The sequence below is a fragment of the Microcoleus sp. ARI1-B5 genome (genome assembly GCF_036705795.1).
GTDB lineage: Bacteria > Cyanobacteriota > Cyanobacteriia > Cyanobacteriales > Microcoleaceae > Microcoleus.
Map to the genome: position 1 here is coordinate 169,044 of NZ_JAUBVK010000003.1, position 22,115 is coordinate 191,158.

The 22,115-nt window shown below is 46.3% G+C and carries 19 protein-coding genes and 1 pseudogene; 13 read left to right on the forward strand and 7 right to left on the reverse strand.

The genetic code is table 11. The features are described 5' to 3' along the window. Positions 1-112 precede the first annotated feature (112 nt). The 5 genes from QUB63_RS05990 to rpmH form a co-directional block, all read right to left on the reverse strand. Positions 113-586 carry a Jag family protein gene (locus tag QUB63_RS05990; RefSeq protein ID WP_332943891.1) on the reverse strand — a complete coding sequence of 158 codons (474 nt, stop codon included), beginning with the start codon at positions 584-586 and terminating at the stop codon, positions 113-115. An 8-nt stretch (positions 587-594) separates the two neighbouring features. Beyond that, positions 595-1,743: a membrane protein insertase YidC gene (gene yidC, locus QUB63_RS05995; RefSeq protein WP_332943892.1), complete on the reverse strand. Its 1,149-nt coding sequence runs from the start codon at positions 1,741-1,743 to the stop codon at positions 595-597. Between the two features lie 342 nt (positions 1,744-2,085). Continuing rightward, positions 2,086-2,478, reverse strand: coding sequence for a PH domain-containing protein (locus tag QUB63_RS06000; protein ID WP_332943893.1), 393 nt, complete (start codon positions 2,476-2,478; stop codon positions 2,086-2,088). Beyond that, positions 2,450-2,854: a ribonuclease P protein component gene (rnpA, locus tag QUB63_RS06005; protein WP_332943894.1), complete on the reverse strand. Its 405-nt coding sequence runs from the start codon at positions 2,852-2,854 to the stop codon at positions 2,450-2,452. The genes QUB63_RS06000 and rnpA overlap by 29 nt, the downstream gene beginning before the upstream one ends. Before the next feature lie 42 nt (positions 2,855-2,896). Continuing rightward, positions 2,897-3,034, reverse strand: coding sequence for a 50S ribosomal protein L34 (gene rpmH / locus QUB63_RS06010; RefSeq protein WP_332943895.1), 138 nt, complete (start codon positions 3,032-3,034; stop codon positions 2,897-2,899). 642 nt (positions 3,035-3,676) lie between these two features. Here rpmH and QUB63_RS06015 point away from each other — a divergent pair. From QUB63_RS06015 to QUB63_RS06035, 5 genes are all read left to right on the forward strand, one after another. Then, positions 3,677-4,777, forward strand: a complete 1,101-nt coding sequence (locus tag QUB63_RS06015) for a saccharopine dehydrogenase family protein (protein ID WP_332943896.1) — start codon at positions 3,677-3,679, stop codon at positions 4,775-4,777. A 238-nt stretch (positions 4,778-5,015) separates the two neighbouring features. Beyond that, a complete protein-coding gene (locus QUB63_RS06020; RefSeq protein WP_332943897.1) occupies positions 5,016-5,519 on the forward strand; it encodes a hypothetical protein in 504 nt (167 codons plus the stop codon). A 270-nt stretch (positions 5,520-5,789) separates the two neighbouring features. After that, entirely contained in the window at positions 5,790-6,311 is a 522-nt protein-coding gene (locus QUB63_RS06025; protein WP_332943898.1) for a hypothetical protein, read from the forward strand. Positions 6,312-6,916: 605 nt separating this feature from the next. Then, the gene (locus QUB63_RS06030; protein ID WP_332944223.1) at positions 6,917-8,242 is read left to right on the forward strand and encodes a hypothetical protein; all 1,326 of its coding nucleotides are present in this window, start codon (positions 6,917-6,919) and stop codon (positions 8,240-8,242) included. 399 nt (positions 8,243-8,641) lie between these two features. After that, positions 8,642-10,918, forward strand: coding sequence for a PAS domain-containing protein (locus QUB63_RS06035; protein WP_332943899.1), 2,277 nt, complete (start codon positions 8,642-8,644; stop codon positions 10,916-10,918). A gap of 207 nt (positions 10,919-11,125) precedes the next feature. Here the strand turns inward: QUB63_RS06035 and QUB63_RS06040 are convergent, their stop codons facing one another. Then, positions 11,126-11,446, reverse strand: coding sequence for a hypothetical protein (locus QUB63_RS06040; protein WP_332943900.1), 321 nt, complete (start codon positions 11,444-11,446; stop codon positions 11,126-11,128). Between the two features lie 112 nt (positions 11,447-11,558). On the opposite strand from QUB63_RS06040, the gene QUB63_RS06045 reads away from it, so the two are divergent. The 6 genes and pseudogenes from QUB63_RS06045 (at position 11,559) to QUB63_RS06070 (ending at position 18,317) form a co-directional block, all read left to right on the forward strand. Then, positions 11,559-12,452 (forward strand): ion channel, encoded by an 894-nt coding sequence (locus tag QUB63_RS06045; protein WP_332943901.1) that lies wholly within the window; start codon positions 11,559-11,561, stop codon positions 12,450-12,452. Positions 12,453-12,733: 281 nt separating this feature from the next. After that, the gene (locus QUB63_RS06050; RefSeq protein WP_332944224.1) at positions 12,734-13,060 is read left to right on the forward strand and encodes a DUF433 domain-containing protein; all 327 of its coding nucleotides are present in this window, start codon (positions 12,734-12,736) and stop codon (positions 13,058-13,060) included. 3 nt (positions 13,061-13,063) lie between these two features. Further along, entirely contained in the window at positions 13,064-13,405 is a 342-nt protein-coding gene (locus QUB63_RS06055) for a DUF5615 family PIN-like protein (protein ID WP_332943902.1), read from the forward strand. 27 nt (positions 13,406-13,432) lie between these two features. Continuing rightward, a pseudogene (locus QUB63_RS06060) lies at positions 13,433-13,657 on the forward strand (DUF433 domain-containing protein); the annotation flags it as partial. Between the two features lie 65 nt (positions 13,658-13,722). Then, positions 13,723-14,898 carry a metallophosphoesterase family protein gene (locus QUB63_RS06065; RefSeq protein ID WP_332943903.1) on the forward strand — a complete coding sequence of 392 codons (1,176 nt, stop codon included), beginning with the start codon at positions 13,723-13,725 and terminating at the stop codon, positions 14,896-14,898. Between the two features lie 377 nt (positions 14,899-15,275). Next, the gene (locus QUB63_RS06070) at positions 15,276-18,317 is read left to right on the forward strand and encodes an SMC family ATPase (RefSeq protein ID WP_332943904.1); all 3,042 of its coding nucleotides are present in this window, start codon (positions 15,276-15,278) and stop codon (positions 18,315-18,317) included. Positions 18,318-18,349: 32 nt separating this feature from the next. Here the strand turns inward: QUB63_RS06070 and QUB63_RS06075 are convergent, their stop codons facing one another. After that, a complete protein-coding gene (locus tag QUB63_RS06075; protein ID WP_332943905.1) occupies positions 18,350-18,925 on the reverse strand; it encodes a Uma2 family endonuclease in 576 nt (191 codons plus the stop codon). 97 nt (positions 18,926-19,022) lie between these two features. Between QUB63_RS06075 and QUB63_RS06080 the strand changes: the two genes are divergently transcribed. Then, positions 19,023-20,192 carry a pyridoxal phosphate-dependent aminotransferase gene (locus tag QUB63_RS06080; protein ID WP_332943906.1) on the forward strand — a complete coding sequence of 390 codons (1,170 nt, stop codon included), beginning with the start codon at positions 19,023-19,025 and terminating at the stop codon, positions 20,190-20,192. Positions 20,193-20,210: 18 nt separating this feature from the next. After that, positions 20,211-22,097, forward strand: a complete 1,887-nt coding sequence (locus QUB63_RS06085) for an aminopeptidase P family protein (RefSeq protein ID WP_332943907.1) — start codon at positions 20,211-20,213, stop codon at positions 22,095-22,097. The last annotated feature ends 18 nt before the right edge of the window (positions 22,098-22,115 follow it).

A 22,115-nucleotide genomic window follows, 5' to 3' on the forward strand; every position in this document is an offset into this window, starting at 1 on the left:
TTAGATTTCAGATTTTAGATTTGACTCGACAGATGAATCTGGAATCTTGAACAGGAGTCTAAAATTTTAGGATCTGCACGACTTAATTAGGGGCGTCCTTTTTTGGGCTGGCTCAGCGCAGGCGCACTACCAAACGCCGATCGGGTTCTTGTCCTTGACTGTAAGTTTCTATATCCTCACATTCGCTCAAAAAGCTGTGGACTTGACGGCGTTCTGCCGAAGAGAGGGCTTTGAGTTCAACTTCACCTCCCGTCGATCGCGCTTGCTCTGCTGCGTACTGTGCCATCGATCGCAGTTCCTCTTGGCGGCGGATGCGATAGCCGTTCAGTTCGACTGTATAAGCAATGGGTTCATCTGATTCGTGGGCTATGTTCGCAACCGTGTTGCAGAGATACTGAATGGCATCTAGTACATTACCGTTTGGCCCGATTAAGATGGCTACTTGTTCTGGAGTCAGATTGCTTTCATCTATTGTCATCCAATAGCAATCTTCTTGCTGTTGGCTTACCACGTTTGAGGGAATTGCGGACAGTTTTAACAGTTCTTCTAACCATTGCTGTCCGCGCTGCATTTCTGAGTCTTTCATTTTAACAATCAAGCCTTTTTCTTAGAACGCTTTGGCTCAAAGGGAAGTGCATCTAATCCCTGTTCTTTTTGGGTTTTCGCCTCTGCTTCGTCCACAATTTTTTGCAGGTTTTCCGGCAGCGGTTCTCTGGACAAAATAAACGACTGAACTGTCTGGAAGATGTTAGCAATCAGCATATACATCAACACGCCGGCGGGCAGCGGGAAGAACAAAAACATCCCCGAAAATATAACTGGCGTCAGTTTGTTGACTGTAGCCTGTTGGGGGTTGTCGTTTGGCCCTTGTGCTTGTCCCGAAAGAGTTTGGTTGATGTACAAACTGATGCCGAATCCCAGGATCATCACCAAAATATCCCAGTGGATTGTACCGTCTGAGTCGATCGCGCCGACGCGGCCTAAAGCTTCGATAAACAGGAATCCTTTGTTAGTAGCCAATCCCGGGATTGTGCCTTGAACTGTGGCTTCACCGGGCGCTAAAGCCGTGATGTTGCCCTGTTCGTCTACCTTGACAAATTCTTCGCCTTTGATGACTTTCCAGGTAGGCTCAAAGTCGATTTCGCTCTTATTTTCTGCCGCTATAGCTTTGAGAGGTTTGCCATCTGGGGTTTGAAAATCAATCTTGGTTGTATCGCCGACTGCCACTTTGTCGCCGCTTGGAATCACGCCCACAACTGGAGCGTGAAATGTACCCGTCACGTAAATATTTTGTGGCGGCGTAGCAAAGGCTTGCGGTTGAACAGTTTCGATTTGTTCTTTCGGCAAAACTTGGACGTTGACGCTGTAATTTACGTCAGAAAACGGCGAACCCCTGAGCGTTGCAAACAGTGCAAACAGCACCGGCATTTGCAGCACCAACGGGAAGCATCCTGCTAGAGGATTGCCAAATTCTTTGTATACTTTGCTCATTTCCTCCTGCTGTTTTGCAGGATTTTCTTTATACAGTTTTTGAATTTGATCTACTCGCTCTTTCATCAACGGCTGCGCTACTTTCATGCGCCGCATATTGCGAAGAGAGCCTGCATTTAGAGGATAGAGAGCAAAGCGAATCACGAGCGTCAGGGCTACGATCGCTAAACCGTAGCTTGGCACGATCCCGTAGAAAAAATCTAGGATCGGCAGCATTAGGTTGTTGGAGAGAAACGAGATACCAAAATCCATTCGCTTTGAGTTAATTTAGGTGCTCTTTGTTTGCTGTTGAGAACTATTTTTACCCGCTGAATGCGGGCCGCCTCAACTTTTAGGCTTTTGTCTCTATCTTAGGACATTGCCCGTCGATCGACCGCCCGCTAGCGGGTTTTTTGTAATGAGGAAAGCCATTACTCGCACTGACTTCGCCCAAAAAACGGACACCGTCCCACGTACTCTCGTCGTGGAGAGCCAAAAATTTTAGACTCCTGTTCAACCTCCGGTGATTCATCGTAGGGAGTAAATCTAAAATCGAAAAATGGAAAATCTAAAATCGACTGACTTCAGCTTCAAATCAGGGTGAAAGCGGTTCGGTTATTTAGCTTTTGCCGCGTTGGCTTTTTGGGCTGCTGCGGGCAGTTTTTCGTTAATGTAGTCATACATGGCTCGAAATTTTGGAATCGATCGCAGTTCCAAACGGCAGCCATTTTTCATTGTCAGTACCATGTCTCCGTAACTGCCGAAACCGCGAGGTACTGTGACGATTTTGACTATATCTGAGTAGATAACGTCTATGCGATCGCGCCCCATCCAACCGCTAGTTACCGACACTCGGCGGCTGGTGATCCGGTAGCGCAGCCACAGAGCCCGGACAATCGATCCTACTGCGAGGGGGATTCCCACGACTGTCAGCCCCAGGAGTAAGTTGATAATCAAGTCTCCAGGCGCGGGGCCGCCTTCATAATATACTTCCTCTCGAATTCCCATCTAGTACCTCGGCTTCTACCAACAACTGCTCTAATTCTTGCAGAATTTCTGCATAATTGCACTCTTGTGCGATCGGACGCACCACAATTACTAAATCCCAGCCGAATTTTAATCGGGGCAATAGCTGTCGCAAAGCAGCGCGAATTTGGCGCTTGATCCGGTTGCGGACTACGGCGCGCTTGCTAACCTTGAGGCTGATAGAAATGCCTGTGCGAGTGGGCTGCAAGGATTTCTCGGCTGTCGGTTTGCTTACAGCGACGCTTTTGGGTTTGCGCAGAGCTCTTAAGCTCAAATGAGCCGAGTTGCGGCGCATTCCCTTGCGGTAGACGGCGCTGAAGTCTTTTCGGTGCTTGAGTCGGTTTGCAGGAGGCAACATGGCGTAGGGCGATCGTTAAGGCCTCTCAACCTTAATGCAGTGCTAGACTGCGAGGCGGTGACGACCTTTGCTGCGGCGGGACTTGATTACCAATCGACCGGTTGCGGTGCGCATTCTGGCGCGAAAACCGGATGTTCTTTTTCTTTTGCGGCTGGTTCCGTGCAGGGTTTGCTGTGTCATTTTGATTTCTCCCGGCTTGTTACTTTACTTTTGATTAATATTCACAATCTTCTATAATACCATAGAGTTGTTTACTTGGCAAGATTTTTTCAAGGGGCGCTCTCAGGAGATTTTAAGATTGTTAGTTTTAGGGAAGAGCAATAACAACTACTTTGAAGTAAAGCTCTCGCGCTTTAGTGGATCTCAATTAATTGAGATCCGCTAGAGCGAGCAATTACCTTTTTCTTAATTACCTTTTTCCTAATTGCCAACCATCTTGCATGAGTTGCTGAGCTTCTTTTAAAAAGCCTGTGTCGGCGACCTTGCCTTCAGAAGTCATGTTTCTGTTTGGCCGTATTGTTTAAATAGTGAAAATAATTTTAATAAAAATACCGCCCATCAAGGCCTTCTCAAATCTAGTACGAGCGACTAACTTGTAGTCTAGCACAACTGGCACGTTCCTACTCTTTGAAAACTCACTTGGCTAACCTTGTTGAAGCATCCATACAAGAAATCTGAGAATTTCTATGACTGGCGGCAAGGGATAATCGCTGAGGTCGAGCGTCACATTCTCCTAAGCTCTAACAAATTCATCCTTTGTGCAGATGGAAAATATCCCTCCTAAAATGAGAAACTTATATTAGCGTTACCCTTTTTTGAGCGATGACAAACCGAGTTTTGATTGTCGGCGGTCGGGGACGAATTGGCAACAGCGTTGCTCAAGACCTTGTTACCCACACCGACGCAGAAGTTACTATTACCGGACGCGACCCCAATGGCTCTCTTCCACCCGAGTTGCCGCCGGATCGATCGCGCTATCTAGCTTTAGATTTAGCAGAAAGTGCAGCCCTGAGCCAAGCGGTTTCATCCTCTAACCTCGTCGTTCACTGTGCCGGGCCTTTTCACTACCGACACGCCGGCGTGTTGAAAACTTGCATCGAAGCAGGTGTTAATTATACCGATGTCAGCGACAGCCGCAGTTTTACTCGCCGAGCTTTAGAGTGTCGGGAAAATGCTAAAAATGCGGGGGTGACAGCTATTATTAACACGGGAATTTTTCCGGGGGTTTCTAACAGCATGGTACGCCGAGATGTGGAGCAGTTAGATACAGCAGAACACATCCATTTGAGTTACGTGGTCGGCGGTTCGGGCGGTGCTGGTGTCACCGTCATGCGCACTACTTTTTTAGGTTTGCAAACTCCTTTTGATGTTTTGGTTGATGGCAAACTACAGCAAATCAAACCCTACACCGATCGCGAAACGATAGAATTTCCAGCACCCTACGGCAAAACAGGCGTTTACTGGTTCGATATGCCGGAAGCAATTACTTTGCCCGAAACTTTCCCAGTGAAAACAGTTATTACTAAATTCGGCACTTCTCCCGACCTTTACAATCACCTGACTTGGTTTGTGGCAAAATACTGGCCGGATAGCTGGCTGAAAAATCCCTCTGTGATTGAGTTTTTGTCTTATGTCAGCTACGGGATGACCGCTGTTAGCAATAATTTTAGCGGTGTGGGGGTGGCCGTGCGATCGCAAGTGACCGGTCTCAAAAACGGTCAGCCCGCGAAAGTTCGATCGACAGCGGTACACCCAAATGCTGCCGCCGCTACGGGCATCGGTACTGGCAGCATCGCTCAATTGATGTTAGAAGGTAAACTGACAAAACCGGGGGTTTGGTCGGTTGAACAGGCTCTTTCTACTGATCTGTTTGAAGGAGCTATGCAGAGCCGAAACCTCAACATTGAGCAGGTTCTTTTGTAGTTGTCTCGGGTTTTTATGGCAAGTTGAAATGTTTGGTGAACGGGCTTTTTTTGACAGACCGCGAAGACGCGAAAAACGCGAAGGAAGAGGAGAGAAGAGTAAGGGTTTGCAATTGATAGGAAAACCGCTAGATGGGTTTTTTGGCAGGAATTGCGCTCGTCGCTGACACTAGAGGAGTTCTGCTTGTTTAACTAATCTATCTTTTGGTAGAAGTAATCTTAACAAGCAGGGGCTTAATATGTTGCACATCACGATAAATATCCCTGTTCGCTCGCTCTCCGGTAGCTGCGACAAAGATGGCGCTTCAACCCAGGTTCTTGACGTGCGATCGCCCTCCAGGGACAACAAACACGATAATTTTTGCGACAAAATACGAGGAGACGTTGATATGAAGCGGGTTTTAAAAGCTCTCGGGCAAACATTGAGTCAAAGCATTTTGCTGGTATGTACGCTGGCTTTGCTCGTTCTGGCCGGTCTAGCGGTAGCACCCAGTCAGGCTGCTTACGCAGGTCAAGACCGCAGTCAGGCGCCGCAGTCAGCTAAAATTACTGACCCCGCAGAAAGTTTCGAGGATCTCAATCCCCAAGCAGCTTACGAAGATATCGTCAACACCGCTCAAAATCCTGCAAAGGTCGAGCAGGTTTATGACGAAAGCTTAAAGGAGTACAAGGGAGAGCACCCGCAAGAAAGCATAGTTCAAAAAGCTGAAGAGCTGATCGAAAAGGTCACGGGCAACGAATAAATTAACAGATTTCTATCAAACTCAAGTTGCTGGTAAATAAGGAGCTTCGGTGAGGACACAATAGAGCAGAGCTCGGGACTCACTTGAACCTAATTGTGTAGGGTGCGCACGGCGCACCTTACGTCGTTAATGTGGGTGCTTCCGGCGCACCATACCGCTATTTTTCCCTTCTTTTAAAGCTAGCAGATTCATCCTTAAGGAAGATGAATAAATACGAATTGAAAAGGTAAATTTAAGAAGAGTTTCAGTTAGATAAAAGGAAAAAATATCATGAGCGATGATAACAAAACGGTGAAGGCACCTGATGCTAACCTCGACCCAATTTCTGGGGAAACGGGCGCTCATCCAGTGGGAACGGGTATCGGTGCTGCGAGTGCTGGTGCTGCTGGTGCTGCAATCGGCGGTGCGATCGGCGGGCCTGTGGGAGCTGTTGTAGGTGCTGTTGTGGGCGCGTTTAGCGGCGGTTTGGCGGGTAAAGGTGTCGCAGAGGCGATCGACCCCACGGTAGAAGATGCTTACTGGCAAAATAACTACAGTTCCCGTCCTTATGCGGAAACGAGCACAACTTACGAGGACTATCAGCCTGCTTACCGCACCGGTTATGAGGGCTACAGCCGCTATGGCGGTACTGGTAAGAGCTTCAACGAGATCGAAAACGATTTGCAGCGCGATTACGAAACAAATCGCGGTAAGTCGAACGTGACTTGGGAAAAAGCTAAGCACGCCACGCGCGACGCTTGGGATCGGGTGGAACGGGCTGTTCCTGGCGACATTGACAAAGACGGCCGCTAAAGGCGCCAGCAAGTATTTCTCCGTCTTGGACGCACATAAACTCGATCGTTCGGGAGTTTTTTACCAGCGCTGCTGAATGCAGCTAAGTGTTTTGGTAAAAAAAACAGGTTTTTGCGTCTTGGACTGTGCTTGATATCTGATATCCTATCCGATCGATTAACCACCATAAGTAAGGAACGCACGTGCGGACTTAAGTCCGCACTACGAACGGTTTTTTATGGTAATCGAGCGGACATGATATGACACTATTTTCAACGCGAGTGTAGCAAAGTTCTTGGGGATTTTCTGCCCTTCTCTACATCGGGGAGGGGTATTTTTAGTCTGCGTTGAAATCGCGTTTTTCAGCAAGATTTTTCCTGGGCTGGTTTTCCGGCTCGATCGCAAAAAAACTTATTCACAAAGGAGTTTGAGATGGACACTATTTTTTGACTCTTAGCCTTAAAATTAAACTAATTCAGGACTCAGGCATCGATCGCATATTTCTGTCATTGTTCGCAATCCGCCTCATTCTATCGCAGTCGGAGCCCGAAAGCGTCGGTTGCATCAAGTCCGATAATTGTTAATCTAAATCCTTTCATTCAAAATCGGTATAACTTGTGGATGCAATGTTGGAAAGAGCTTGGACACTCAAGCAAAATTTAATTGACTTTGTGCTGGATGCTGAGGGAGAGTTGGCGGTAGCTTTGGAAGCTTTTGCAGCAGCTCGATCGACGGGCGAGCGCTACGATATTGCTCAGCAAAATCAGGTGATTGACAGTTTTACAGTCGAAGGTAAAGTCGGAGACAAAACCCCGATCGACCTTTTTGTCGAAAATCAGCCGGATTTAACCGAGAGCGAGATCGGCTTGCTAGAAAGTTGGCGGCACAGAAGCTTTACCGGCTTGTTTGAAATTACTAAAATTTCCCCCGACAGCTTTGAACTGATGAACTGGCTGACGGCGAAGCACTACAGTGTCAAGCCCAACAGCGCTAATTTCCTGCAAGAAATGTCTCGCTTTAAGCTGGGAGAAATCTTGCGGGCTCGGATTGCGCCTCTCACCGATGACTGGTGGATACTTTCGAGTCCTCCTATCCCCATGGGGAAATTGGGCAAACCGAAGTTGGCGGTGGCGATCGGCAATTTCAAGCAAAATCACAAAAATAACCTGTACAGCGACGCCCCGGAACTGTTAGAGCAAGCTTGGAAGTCGGTAGAACAGTACCACGAAGATTTTACCGAATTTTTTGGCTGCGACGAAGTGACGCTATCGGGATATCACCTGAACAAACAGTTGGCCCAATTTCAGGAAGTAATGACTAAAAAACGCTTAGCTGATATTGGCATCGATCAAACTAAGTCTCTCGCGGATATCGTTGAAGATGCCGGAGTCGATCCCGAAGAAATCAAAGCAGTCGCCATCGCAGCAGCCGGCGCCGATGTTAATGCAGTTGAGGTAGTGAACGACAGCAATCCTAGTTCAAAAATGGTAACGCCGAAAGTCGAATTGCCCGATCGCTTCAAAAAAGCCGAAAAGGTGACAGCGCTTTCTCATCCCCGCTGGGGACAAACCTTTTTGTCTAACTACAGTCAGTTTACCGAAATGCTCGCAGCCGAGGACTTTTCCACCATTCCCGGTTACGAGAAACTCGTTCGCAGCTATCTAGAAGATCCGGCAATTAATGCCTGGATTTGGCGGCGGTTAGCTAAAGTTAATCCAGCGAAATTATCACAAATCTTGCAAACAGTATTGGAACGCACAGACTTTCAGATCGAGAGCGATTTAGATGCCCTGTTGCAAGAGTATAAAAAACTCTTAGAACCCGAACTCCCCGAAATTGCCAGCGTTCCCCTGCACCTGCACAATTTATTTCAGGAAGCTTTAGGCGAAGTTCACAAGTCAAAGTCCAAGCCGCAGGACAAAAAGAAAAGCTCTAAAGGCTTTAAATCCTGATTGTGCGATCGCTTGAGCGGGACGAACTCACGGCATTTGATATGAGAGTCGGTTTTAACCGACTCAAGCTTTGAGGCAGGGGTTTAAACCCCTGCCGGACTTCGGTACAAGCTCAAAGCTCGATCGATCTTTAATTCACAATCCCGCTGCGCCGGGACTCACCAAGCAATCTCAGGATTAAAATTTCAAAACTATTTTCAGTAATATTACTTAGCCCCATATTTTCTCAAACTTTCTAGCATTACAGATCGATTTCGCCACACGGTAATGGGCAAAGCCCTTAAGGCTATACCGCTCTACCTCAAGATTTATTTCTTTTGACACTTGACTTCTCTCAGGTGCTATGCTTATAAAATGAATAAAAAAATTTAATCGTCGCAAGTTTGAGCGCTTACTACAATGACCCAAAAAGTATTTAAGCATTTCGACGAGTTGCAGGGACATATGGAGCAACTACCTCTAGAGCAAAAGGTAATTTTTACCAGCAATATTAAGGATTTATCCGGCTCTTTGGAGGAATTGGTGACCGACTTTCAGTCACTTTTATTAGCAAAAGAAGACCAAGCCAACTTAGAAAAAATCAACCACAATTTAGAACTTAAAGTTTCCCAGCAAGCTGCTAAGATCAGAAATCTAGAGCAGCAGTTAGAGCAAAGCCAGATGCTGTACAGTAGGGTGACTCAGGCACTGACAAAAGGAGAAGCCAGACTGCAAACTCTCCTGGGAAACTCTTCGGATTTAATTACAATTATTGAAGCTGACGGGCGGATACGAGACCAAACTTCCAGCGCAGTAGAGCGGATTTTAGGCTACAAACCGGAACAAAGAATTGGTGAATTCCACAGCGATTTACTGCACCCGGATGATGTACCTGCTTGGCAAGCATATTTGGCCAGATTGCTCAAACACCCAGGGATTGCACCGCCGATAGAATATCGGAAACGCCACGCTAACGGTGACTGGGTGTATTTAGAAGTCATTGCTAACAATTTGCTGCACGATTCCAGCATCAACGGCATAGTCATCAATTCCCGCGATATCACAGAGCGGAAGCTCTCAGCAGCAGCTTTAGAAAAATCGCAACAGCAAATCGTTAATATCTTAGAAAATATCACAGATGGCTTTTATACGCTAGACCGCAATTGGCAGTTTACCTACGTCAACCCGAAAGCAGAGGAGTGCTTGCACAGAAAGCGTCAAGAGCTTTTAGGTAAAAACATTTGGGATCAGTTTCCCGACACCGCGAACACGATTTTTTTCCAGCAATTTTACCGCTCGGTATCTGATAAGGTTAATGTTAAATTTGAAGGATATTACCCGCAGCAAAATATCTGGCTTGAAGTCGAGGCTTATCCGTCGGAAGAAGGTTTATCGGTGTTCTTTCAAGATATCACCGATCGCAAAAATACAGAAAAGGCGCTGCAAAAAATACACTCTCAGCTCAAACAGCAAAGCAAGCTGCTAAATACTGTACTCTCAACTACACCGGAAAGGCTGTTGATGTTCGATCGCTGTGGGCGATTAACTTATATCAACCGCGCCGGATTAGAATTAACTCCGCTGTCAAAAACCTGCATTTTAGGCAAAACATTAGAAGAAATTGGCTTGCCGCCAGAACTGATAAAACTCCACAGCAATTGTTGGAAAGATGTACTAAAAACCGGACAAATTGTTACCGCAGAAACAGAGTTTATCAATCCGCGCACCGGGCGCAAAAAATATTGCAGCTACATCTTTAGCCCGATCGCGAACGCCGAGGGCAGCATCGAGGCAATTCTAGTCACAAATAGAGATATTACTGAACTTAAAGCAGCCGAAGCAGCTTTGCGGGAATCTGAATCCCGCTACCGCATTTTATCGCAAATTACCTCAGATTTTGCCTATTCTTTTAACTTATTGCCCGACCAAACCTGGGCCTGCGAGTGGATGACCGAAGCTTTTACTCGGATTACGGGTTATACTCCTGAAGAAATCGAAACGGACGGCTGGCCAGAATGCAACTGCATTCATCCCGAAGATCGAGAAATGCTGCAGGAACAAATGCAGTCTCGCGACGGCAGCCGCAAGGAAGTTAGCGAGTACCGAATTGTCACAAAATCCGGGGAAATCCGCTGGCTGTGGGATTGCAGGCAAGTTGTGTGGGATGAAGCTCTCAATCGCGCTGTCGGCATTTACGGTGCTTGTCAGGACATCACCGAACACAAGCTGGTAGAGGCTAAATTGTGCGAAACTAATCAAGTTTTAGAAGGGTTAATTAAAGCTTTGCCGGTGGCGGTTGTCGGCATTGATGCGTCGGCTGCGGTGACGCTGTGGAATCCGGCGGCGGAGGATTTTTTTGGCTGGAAAGAGTCTGAGGTTTTGGGCAAGGTTTTGCCGATCGTCCCTAGCGATGAAGTTACCGATTTTTATGCTATGTTTCAGTCAGAATTGGCAGGGAAAGCGCAAGTTGCTAAGGAATGTCGGCGGCGGCGGAAAGGCGGTTCGTTAATTGATGTCCGTATCTCGACTGCACCGCTGCGAAGTGCCGAAGGCCTGATTAGCGGCAGCATGGGGATATTTTCTGAGATTTCCGCAGCCCAAGGAAGGCAGGAGCAGAATGGCAATTTGAAGTGCGAGGGCGATCGATCAAAGCCATTTTGGGCGCCTTACGTCCGCATTCCTCACATCAACAATTAAACAAGCTAGCAGCTAGTAATATAACTCAAATAGGTTTGTAGTCAGGACTTTAGTTTTTCTTAACAGGTTTGTAGTCAGGACTTTAGTCCTTCTTCACCAGGTTTGTAGTGAGCACTTTAGTCCTTCTTAACAGGTTTGTAGTGAGGACTTTAGTTTTTCTTCACCTGGATCGGAAAAACTGAAGTCCTCACTACAAACCCGTTATTTTCACTCTTCAACTCGTCTAACAGCCATGCGTTGCAGCGGCAGGCTGAGTATGCTAGAAGCAGTCAACAAATAAGAAAGAACGGTAGTCAGCTTCAAACTGAGCAACAACCAGCTATCCTCTGGTAAGTGAAGTTTCAGCCCGAAAACAGAGATGCAGTAGACTATCCAGTAAGTAAAGCTCATCTTGATCAGGATTTCTTCGCTCAAAGTACGCTCGTCCGCCGGCTGCGAGTTGCGCTTATCGCCCAGCAGCACTAGACCCGCAATAGAAGCCACAAAAGAAACCATAACCAGATAGTCATGCCAGTTAAGCTCAACCATTTTTAAACTCCGCTGTTATCTTAATTTTTGGAATCAGACATCAGTCTAAAGGATAAGTTTTCCCGCTCCAAGCAATAGTTACAATTTGACACAGCCGCAGTTACAAATCGCAATGAAAATTCACCGCAACCGCCCGCCACTGCCTCGTTTAGTCAGCCGCAAAGGACAATTCGCCTTAAATATTGTCAAATTGGGAGTACCTCGCCTGCATTTTGCCGACCTCTACCACAGGCTGCTAACTCTTTCTTGGCCGCAATTTTTCATTCTGATTTGTCTCTCGTATGTAGTGACGAATTCTTTATTTGCCTTAGCTTACTTGGCCGGAGGAGATTGCATTGCTAATGCACGGCCCGGTTCATTCAAAGATGCCTTTTATTTCAGCGTGCAAACAATGGCGACGATCGGCTACGGCGCCATGTATCCGCGCACGGAGTACGCTAATACTATAGTTGCGATCGAAGCGTTTTTTGGTTTGTGGGGAGTGGCAATGGTGACGGGACTGGCTTTTTCGAGATTTTCTCGACCAACCGCTAGAGTTATCTTCAGCCGCGTAGCTACAATCGCTCCTTTCAACGGCGTTCCGACTCTGATGTACCGCACGGGAAATCAGCGCTTCAACCAAATTTTAGAAGCGCAGCAGCGAGCTACTTTGATCCGCGATGAGGTAACATCGGAAGGAGAATATATGCGGCGTTTTTACGATTTGCAATTAATGCGGAGTCAATCTCCTATTTTTGCCTTAACTTGGACGGTGATGCACGCAATTGATGAGAACAGTCCTTTGTACCAACTTACTGCCAAAGATTTGATCGAGCAGCAAGCAGAAATTGTGATTACGCTAACGGGAATTGACGACACAGTTTCGCAAACTATTCACGCGCGACATTCTTTTGTAGCGTCTGAAATTGTGTGGAATATGCGGTTTGTAGATATTATTTTGAAATCGCCTGATGGCGGGCGGGTGGTTGATTATACTCGGTTTCACGATGTGAAGCCTGTTGAATGAAACAAAACTTACCCAGGAGTGGCCAGAAACCGGGTTTTTTGGGAAAATACTGCACTCCCACCTTGAATTTCAGTAAAAAACCCGGTTTCTTTGGTATTGGTGGAGGAGTGGCAAGAAACCGGGTTTTTTGCGAAAATACTGCACTCCCACCTTGAATTTCAGTAAAAAACCCGGTTTCTTTGGTATTGGTGGAGGAGTGCTATGAAAATTTTGATTTAGTCACTGCTAGAATACCTGTATGCCAAAACAAGCTAATATTTATGAACTCAATAACTGCGAACATGACACTGAAAGAATTGCAACCGCAACTCCTGGCGTTAACTCCTGAAGAAAAGACTCAAGCTATACTATTTTTAGCCCAAAGTTTAACCAACTTTTGGTCTGGAATTCAAAAGACTCCCGGCGTGTGCGGCGGCGATGCTTGCATCAGACAAACTCGCATTCCTGTTTGGGTGCTGGTGAATGCTCGCCGTTTAGGTATTTCTGAATCTGAACTGTTAGAAGATTATCCGACTCTGCGTGCCGCTGACTTGGCAAATGCTTGGGCTTATGCTGAGGCATATCCTGACGAGATTGAAACAGCAATTCAAGAAAATGAGGATGATTGAAAAGTGGCACGTTTTTATGCAGATGAACAATACCCAAGGCGAGTTGTGGAATTTCTGAGGACTTTAGGTCACGATGTTCTGACAGTACAGGAAGCAGGAAATGCTAATCAAAAAATTCCTGATGAAGAAGTATTAGCTTTTGCGTTGAGTATTGACCGCGCTATTTTAACGCTCAATCGCCGTCATTTTATCAAGCTGCATACATTACAACCAGACCATGCTGGTATCATTGTTTGTAAAGATGATTCAAATAGGGAGCGGCTGGCTTTACGCATTAATGAAGCTATTGCTAATGTGGAAACATTGAGAGGTATGCTGATTCGAGTGAACCGTCCTTCGGAGTGAGTATAAGTGATAGAATACCTCGGGTCTGGAATTCAAAAGACTCCCGGTGTCATGGGCGGTAAAGCCTGTATCCGAAAAACGCGGATTCCTGTTTGGCTGTTAATAAGTTATCGCCGTCAAGGTGCTAATGACGATCGCATTTTAGAAGGTCATCCCGATTTGAGTGCAGCAGATTTGGTGAATGCTTTTAGTTATGCTGATGCACACTTTGATGAGATTGAAACAGCAATTAGAGAACAGGAAGAGGCTTAAACTGTGGCGCGTCTTTATGCAGCGATCGCACAAAGTATTAAAATAAACAAAATACTCCTCATACTATGCGAATAATTCATACTGCTGACTGGCATTTGGGGCGGCGTTTTCGCGGAATCGATCGCACTTGGGAAATCGCGATCGCCCTGGAACAGATTTTGAAACAAGCCAAAGACCTCGATGTCGATGCCGTGTTGGTCGCCGGCGACATTTTTGACGTTCCCAACCCTCCAGCGCACGCCGAGCGCATTGCCTATCAATTTTTCTGCGAACTCCAAGCGGCCGGAATTCCCGCAATTGCGATCGCCGGCAATCACGATTCAGCATCCCGCATCGACAGCATCGCCCAATTGCTATCCCTCGCCGGCGTTCGCGCTTTAGGCAAACCCAGGCGTTCCGCAGACGGCGGCACGATTACTCTCAATACAAAAAGCGGTAAACTGTGCGTAGGAGCGATGCCTTTTGCTTCCGAACAAAGACTGTTAGATGCTAATTCTCTCTGGCACTCGGGCGATGCCAACCGCCGCCAAGACTACCGCGAAATTGTAGCAGATTTACTGCAAAATTTAACCGCAGATTTTCGAGACCATACTGTGAATATGCTAATGGCACACATGAGCATAGACGGCGCTCGCTTGGCTAAATCCGAAGTCGCTTATTACACGCGAGAAAAATACCTGCTATCCTCGCAAACTCTGCCGCCGGAAGCTCAATATGTCGCCCTCGGACACATCCACATTCACCAGCGCATTGCTAAGCATTCTCCCGCTTATTATTCCGGTTCTTTAATTCAGTTAGATTTTGGGGAAGCAGAACAGGAAAAAGGATTTTGCTTGATAGAAGTTGAGCCGGGAAGTCAGGCCAAAGTAGAATTTAGACCTGTGGCTTGCCACAAGCCGTTAAAAGTGCTTCAATGTCATAATGACAATCTCGATGCTACTTTAGAAGCTCATCAATATCATCCGGGATTCTTGAAGGTAATTGTCGAATTGGACAGCCCGCAAATCGGATTAGCCGATCGCGTGCGGCAAATCTGTTCTCAAGCGCTGTTAATTGAACCGCGCTATCGGGATGCACCGCTAGAACCAACAGAGAGCACTAATATCGATCCCAACAATTTCGATCCGGCCGCAGAGTTCTGCAACTATTATCAAAACCGCTTGGGAACGACTCCGCAACCCGCTGTATTGGAGGAATTTGAGAATTTGTACAAGAAGTTTAAGGAAACAGTTAATAGTTAGGTAGTCGAGACTCGATCCCCCCTAACCCCCCTTAAGAAGGGGGGGACAAGAGTGTCAAAGTCAACCCCCTACTCCCGTTGAGAATGCTGTATTGGAGGGATTTGAAAATTTGTACAAGAAGTTTAAGGAAACACTTAATAGTTAAGTAATCGAGACTCGCTCCCCACGTAGGTCGATCCCCCCTAACCCCCCTTCTTAAGGGGGGGACAAGAACCTTCTCAAAGTCCCCCTTCTTAAGCTTCTCAAAGTCAACCCCTACTCCCCTTCTTAAGGGGGATTTAGGGGGATCGAGACTCGACTACAAGCGTTACCGTTCGCAATGACATAATCATCAAAATCTCAAATCCCAAATCCAAAATCTCAAATCTAAAATCAGTATGCGTCCACTAGAACTTTTGCTTGAAGGATTTACCAGCTTCCGCCGGGAACAGCGTTTAGATTTTTCTGAACTCGATTTGTTTGCAATTACGGGTGCTACTGGTGCGGGAAAATCTTCGCTGCTAGATGCCATGACTTACGCGCTTTTTGGTACGACAACTCGCAGCGGCAAACAAGTAAGCGATTTGGCAAGTCAAGGCAGCGAAAATTTAAAGGTGCAGTTGCGTTTTGCTGTGGGTTTGGCACAGTATCGGGTGACGCGGAGGTGGCGTTTTCGTCCGAAATCTCCTGAGAATAAGGTGATTTTGGAAAGTTGGCAAAATGGCGAGTGGGAAACTTTGGGGACGAGTATTGTTGCTGTTCAAAATACGATAGAACAGATTTTAGGAATGGATTTTGATACTTTTACTCGCTCAATTATTCTGCCTCAAGGCAAGTTTGATGAGTTTATTAAAGGGGATACTTCTAAACGCCGGGAAATTTTGCGCCAGCTAGCGGGATTTGAGATTTTTGAGCAGATGCGCAAGGAAGCAAGCGAGCTCGCAAAGTTGCTGAAACAAGAACGGGAAATGGTGGAAAGGCAGCTTGCTGAGTTGAATGCGCCGGCGGCGGATGAGGTGGATATAAGACGATCGCAACTTGGGATTTTAGAGCAGCAGTTACCTCAGTTCGATCGCGCCCTTGTGCAAGCTCAGAAGGCGTTAGATGAAGAGGAACAGCTATTTTACCAAATCGCTCGCTCTTTAAAACTGCAACAAGAACTTGCTGAATTAAATGCTAGTTCCGCCTATATGGCAATTTTAGCACAGCGTTTAGAAAAAGCGCAAGCTGCCAATCATTTACAGGGAGATTGGGCTTTAGTGCGATCGGCTCGCAGTCAGCATGAAACTGCCGAAAGTGCAGCTCTATCAGCGCGGGAGCGGTTAATTAAAGCTCGCTCCGAGCTGGCAGCAGAGCAGCAGCAACTTGACGCAGCCAAAGCCAAATCAGAGGCATTAGCTCCGCAAATTAAGGCTCGCGAAGATGCTCTGGCTGCTGCAAAAGTATATGAAGAACAGCGCGCTCAATTAGAAACAGAAGTTGCCCTCGCCCAAAAAAATCAACAGGAAAAACTCCGCTTTTTCCAAGCAGCAGATAAAGAATTGCAAGCTGCTAACACTAAAATTCAGGCGGCAGGTTTTAGAGTTACTAGAGCAGCGGCGTTGCTCGAACAGTATGCGTCTGGAGGAAATCGTTTAGATAAGTTGCAGCAAATTGCGCCCTTATTGATGGAACTTCAGCTCATTGTCAATCAGGGACAAACTCAGCACCAAGAATTGAAAAAAGCTCTCGCATCGAAAGAAATCGCTCAACAGAATTATTTCGAGGTTGCAACTAAATTAGCAGGGGCAGAAATCCGGCTGAAAGAGTGCGAAGCTGAGTTAGAATCTGCCCAAGCTGCTAATGCGGAAGCGGCGCGTTTAGAGAGTGTTGCTGCTGTCAGAATGTCGCTGAATTCTGGCGATACTTGTCCGGTGTGCGGGGGCGTGCATCCTGAGAGCGATCTGCTCCCTGTTTTGCCGAGTTCTAAGATTGTCGATGTTGCTGGTTTGCGGCGGAAAGTGGCGGCTGCAAATCAGGTTTTTCAAGCTGCTCAAATGGCTGCGGTCCAGGGGAAAAGCGCCGTTTCAGCCTGCGAGCAAAAACAGTCAGAAATTGCTCAAACATTGCAAGTGACAGCGAATAAAGTTGCTCAGTTGCAGCAGGAAATTACTCAAGTTCTGGAAAATCCTCAGTGGGAAGTCTTGCAGTTGCAGCAGGAGTTGGTTATACTTGCAGAGAGCGATCGCCAATACCGAGAAACCGAGCAGCAATTCCAACTGGCATCATTGGAATATGAGAATTTTCAACAAAGATTTAATTTTGCAGCGGCGACAAAAGCAGCTAAACAGCAAGAATATCAAGATGCGATCGCCGAATCCGACCGCCGGCAGCAGCAGTTGCAAAGTTGTGTCAATGCGCTTTATCAAATTACCCAATATCAACCTTATGCTAATTTAGCAAAAGCCTTGGCACAAGACAAGCAAGATTTGGAAAATCTGCTGAAAGTTGCCGAAAAATCTTATCAATTAGCTCAAAATACTGCTATTCAAGCAGTAGAGAGAGAGCAACAAGCTGGAGAGGTTTTTGCACGAGCCCAAGCCGACAAACAGCAGCTAAACCTGGATTGGTTGGCAAAATTAACAGCGGCTGATTTCACAGAAGAGACATTTTTAGCTGCGGTTGCGCCAGTTAACGAACAATCGCAGTGGGAAAATGCGATTCGCTCTCACCGCGAGTCAAAAATTAAGTTGGAGACGCGGGCGAAGGATTTGAGCGAGGATCTCGCAGGCAGGACTACTGATGAAAATACTTTAGCACAAGTGCGATCGGCAAAAAACACCGCCCAAGAAAACCTCAAACAAGCCAACAACCACCGCGCCGAACTTTTAGTGTGGATTCAAGTAGCCGCCCAAACCCTCCAACAAGCCGAAAGACTGTCGCAGCAAATCACAAATTTCACAGAACAAGAGCAAACCTATCACACCTTAGCGCAGAATCTCAAATCCAACGAATTTCAATCCTACATTTTAGAACATTTAGAAGCAGAATTAGTCGGCAGCGCCACCTTAATTTTGCAAGAATTAACCGAAAATCGCTACAAGTTAAAAAACCAAGACGGCGAATACTGGGTAACAGATAATTGGAACGGCGGCGAAGCTAGGAGAGTACGCACACTTTCCGGCGGCGAAACCTTTGCGACTTCCTTATCAATGGCTTTAGCTTTGTCAGAAAAACTCTCTCAAGGAACTCAGTTGGGCAGCTTGTTTCTCGATGAAGGATTTGGCACTTTAGATAGCGAAACTCTCGAAAGCGTTACTCAAATATTAGAATCTTTGCGGCAGCGAGAAAGGCTGATTGGAGTGATTACCCACGTTCGAGGATTGGGCGAAAGATTGCCGGCACAAGTTAAAGTGTTTAAGTCGCCGCAAGGCTCTAAAATAGAAGTTGAAAGAGTTTAAGTTTCTTGTTGTTGCGATATATTGTAGTTTTTCTAGAATTGTGTTTCTTCTTCTGTAAAGATAGGAGGCCACAATTGGGAAACGGGCAATTCCCAACCGGGGAAAAGTTCTGGTACTGTTAAGATATCGCCATTTTGTAAAATTTGGGGTTCGCCAGCAGAGCGATAAATCTTCACTGTTTCTGCATCAGGATCGATCGCAATTCCGACAATCGCTCCGAGCTCAACAAACTTCAAAACCTTGGTTTCGATAGGCTGTATGCGATCGCTTTGAGATTTAATCTCTACCACCAAATCGGGGACAAGTTGTCCGAAATAACGCGGACTTTGACGCAATCGTGCGGCGCGAACAAAAGAAACATCGGGTGCTTTGACATTAGTATCTGGCATAATGAAACCACCGGCGGAGTCAAAAACTCGTCCGAGACGGCGCGGGTAAACCCAGTTACCTAGCAAGCGAATCAGGATAGATCCGATTTCACTGGATACGATGTCAGATGGGCCCCTAATTGAAAGTCTCCCGTCTTCTAGTTCAATTTGGTAATCTAAACCAGCTTCGGAAAAAGCGGTTTGAACTTGCTCTACATCTTTGACAGTCATCGTTGACATAGGAACTTTCTCCCGTTATGAGCTAATATTTAATTTTAGCACGTTCGCTATTTTCAACCTATAATTTAGTCAAAACCCCCCAAAAAACAAATATTCTATGAAAAATTACCCCACTCGAATGCAATCGGTACAATCGCCAATAATTCCAGTAGTAGGCGAACTGATCCGCCAAAATCCGGGAACTATCTCATTAGGACAAGGCGTAGTTTACTACAATCCCCCCCAAGAATCATTTGACAAAATTCCCGAATTTTTCGCAAATCCCGACAATCACAAATACAAAGCCGTCGAAGGAATTCCACAATTACAAAATGCGATCGCAGCCAAACTCAAAACAGATAACGGTATAGAAATTAACAGCAAAAACTGCATTGTCGTTACCGCCGGCAGCAACATGGGATTTACCAACGCCATTCTCGCTATCACCTCGGCGGGGGACGAAGTTATTATCCAATCACCTTATTACTTCAACCACGAAATGGCGGCAATCATGGCAAATTGCCGGCCAGTGATAGTAGAAACAGACGCCAACTATCAACTCAATATTGATGCCATAAAACAAGCAATTACCGACAAAACGCGAGCAATTGTCACCATTTCACCCAACAACCCAACGGGTGTTGTTTATTCTGCCGAAGCACTCCGGGAAGTGAACGAAATTTGCCGCCAGCACAACATCTATCACATCAGCGACGAAGCCTACGAATATTTTACTTATGAGGGAGTTAAACACTGTTCTCCCGCAGCTTTTCCAAATAGCAGCGAACATACAATTTCCCTGTTTACCATGTCCAAAGCCTACGGTTTTGCGAGTTGGCGGATCGGGTATATGGTAATCCCAGAACACTTGCTCGTTTCAGTGAGGAAAATTCAAGATACAATCTTAATTTGTCCGCCGGTAATTTCTCAGTATGCAGCCCTGGGAGCCTTGCAAGTTGGGAGAGGTTACTGCGATAATTATGTAAGGGCGATCGCATCTGTGCGCCAACTCGTATTAGACGAACTCAATACCATCCCAAATCTGTGTACAATTTCCCCAGCCGCCGGAGCTTTCTACTTTTTCTTGAAAGTTGACACCGAGATCGATACAATGGAATTAGTAGAGCGATTAATTCGCGAACATCACGTAGCAGTGCTTCCCGGTACAACCTTCGGCATGGATAGGGGCTGCTATTTGCGCGTTGCTTGCGGCGCTCTGGAAACTGCCACAGCCGCCGCCGGAATTAGCAGATTAGTTAAAGGTTTGAAAACAATTTTAAACAAGTAATAAATAGGAGATTGTCAAATGGTTGCAACTAACTTGAAAGCAAATACAAATATTCAAAATACCTCCGCAGAAAAACTTTCTGACTTGCGCGCTTTGATGGCAAATCATGACTTAGATTGCTATTTCATTCCAGCGGTTGACGAACACTTAAATTTATCAGTTCCAGCAGCCAAACAGCGGCGAGCTTGGATTTCAGGTTTTACGGGTTCCGCCGGCGATTTGTTAGTTGGCAAAAATTCCGCTTGGTTGTTTGTGGATTCCCGCTATTACGAACAAGCAGAATTGCAAGTCGATACGGGAATTATTCAAATATCGAAACTCGGCTTAGAAGGAAATTTAAGCTTAATTGAAACTTTAGAAAAACTGGCTGCAGATTCTGCCCAAAAATCAACTAAAATTAGATGCGGTTTTGACCCGTTTACCGTAGCGACAGAGCAATATCAAAATTGGGTGAAAAAATTTGCGGCTGCGGAGATTGAACTCGTACCGATACCGGAGAATTTAGCAGACAAAGTTCGACAAACAGCCGAGACTTTACCCGCAATTGACGAATCTCCGATATTTAGCTTACCAGCATCCCTGACCGGAGAAACCTGCGCCCAAAAATTAGCCAGAGTCAGGGAAGCGATGCAGAAAGCTAACATCGATGTGCTACCGATTAGCAACCTCAATCAAATAGCGTGGCTGTTCAATCTCCGAGGCTCGGATATTCCCCACATTCCCATTTTCATATCCTACGCCATTGTCACCGCAGATGCAGCGTTTTTGTTGACAAACCTCGAACGAGTTTCACCAGAAATCGAGCAAGATTTGGCGGCGGATGTAACTTTGCTTCCCTACGCAGACTATCCGTCAACTTTAGAAGCTTGCTTGAATTTGTCGAAAAAAGTTCGGGTACTTTTAGACGCGAAACACAGCACAGCAGGTACGTATCAGTTAATCTTAAACCAGCAAAAAGCTAGTGAAAATAAGATAGAAATAGTTGTCCAGCCGAATCCGGTAGAAGGGATGAAAGCTCGGAAAAATCCTGTGGAAATCGAGCAGATGAAATCTGCTAATTTTAAGGCAAGTCGAGCTAAAACTCTAACTTTAAAGTGGTTGACCGAACAGCTAGAAAGTGGTAATGTCTTGACAGAGTTTGATGTCAAAGAAAGCATCGAAAGTTTTTATCAACAAGAAGCTGATTTTCACATTTTAACGTTTAGAACGATCGCAGGTGCGGGAGCAAATAGCTCGATCGTACATTACGGCACTCCCAGCCCCGAAATCACCTTAAAACCCGGAGAATTGCTCCTCCTAGACTCAGGCGCGCAATATTTAGCCGGGACAACCGACGACACCAGAACCATGGTTGTCGGGGAACCGACGGCGCTGCAAATCGAACATTACACAACAGTCTTAATCGCGCACATCAACTGTGCGGTGCAGCAATTCCCGAAAGGTACAACGGGATCGCAGTTAGATGCGATCGCCCGATCGGTATTATGGCAAGAACAGCTAGACTACGGACACGGTACCGGGCACGGAGTCGGCGCATTTTTAGCAGGTCACGAAGGGCCCAACGGCATCAGCAAATTTGTGCAATATCCCCTGGAAGCCGGAATGGTAACGAGTATCGAACCGGGATATTACGAACCGGGTTGGGGCGGAATTCGCCTCGAAAATCTCTATGTTGTCAGGGAAATGCCGTCTAAAAACGGTACGGCTTGGTACGGATTTGAACCGCTGACGTATATTCCGTTTGAGCAAAAATTGATAAATGTCGATCGGCTCTCAACAACTCAACTACAATGGTTGAACAACTATCACGCTTCCGTAGTCGAGAAACTCGAACCCGTACTTGATGCAGCAACAACCGCATGGTTGAAAAAAGCCTGCGCTGCGTTAGGTAATATTGGTTCGTAGTGAGGACTTTAGTCCTTT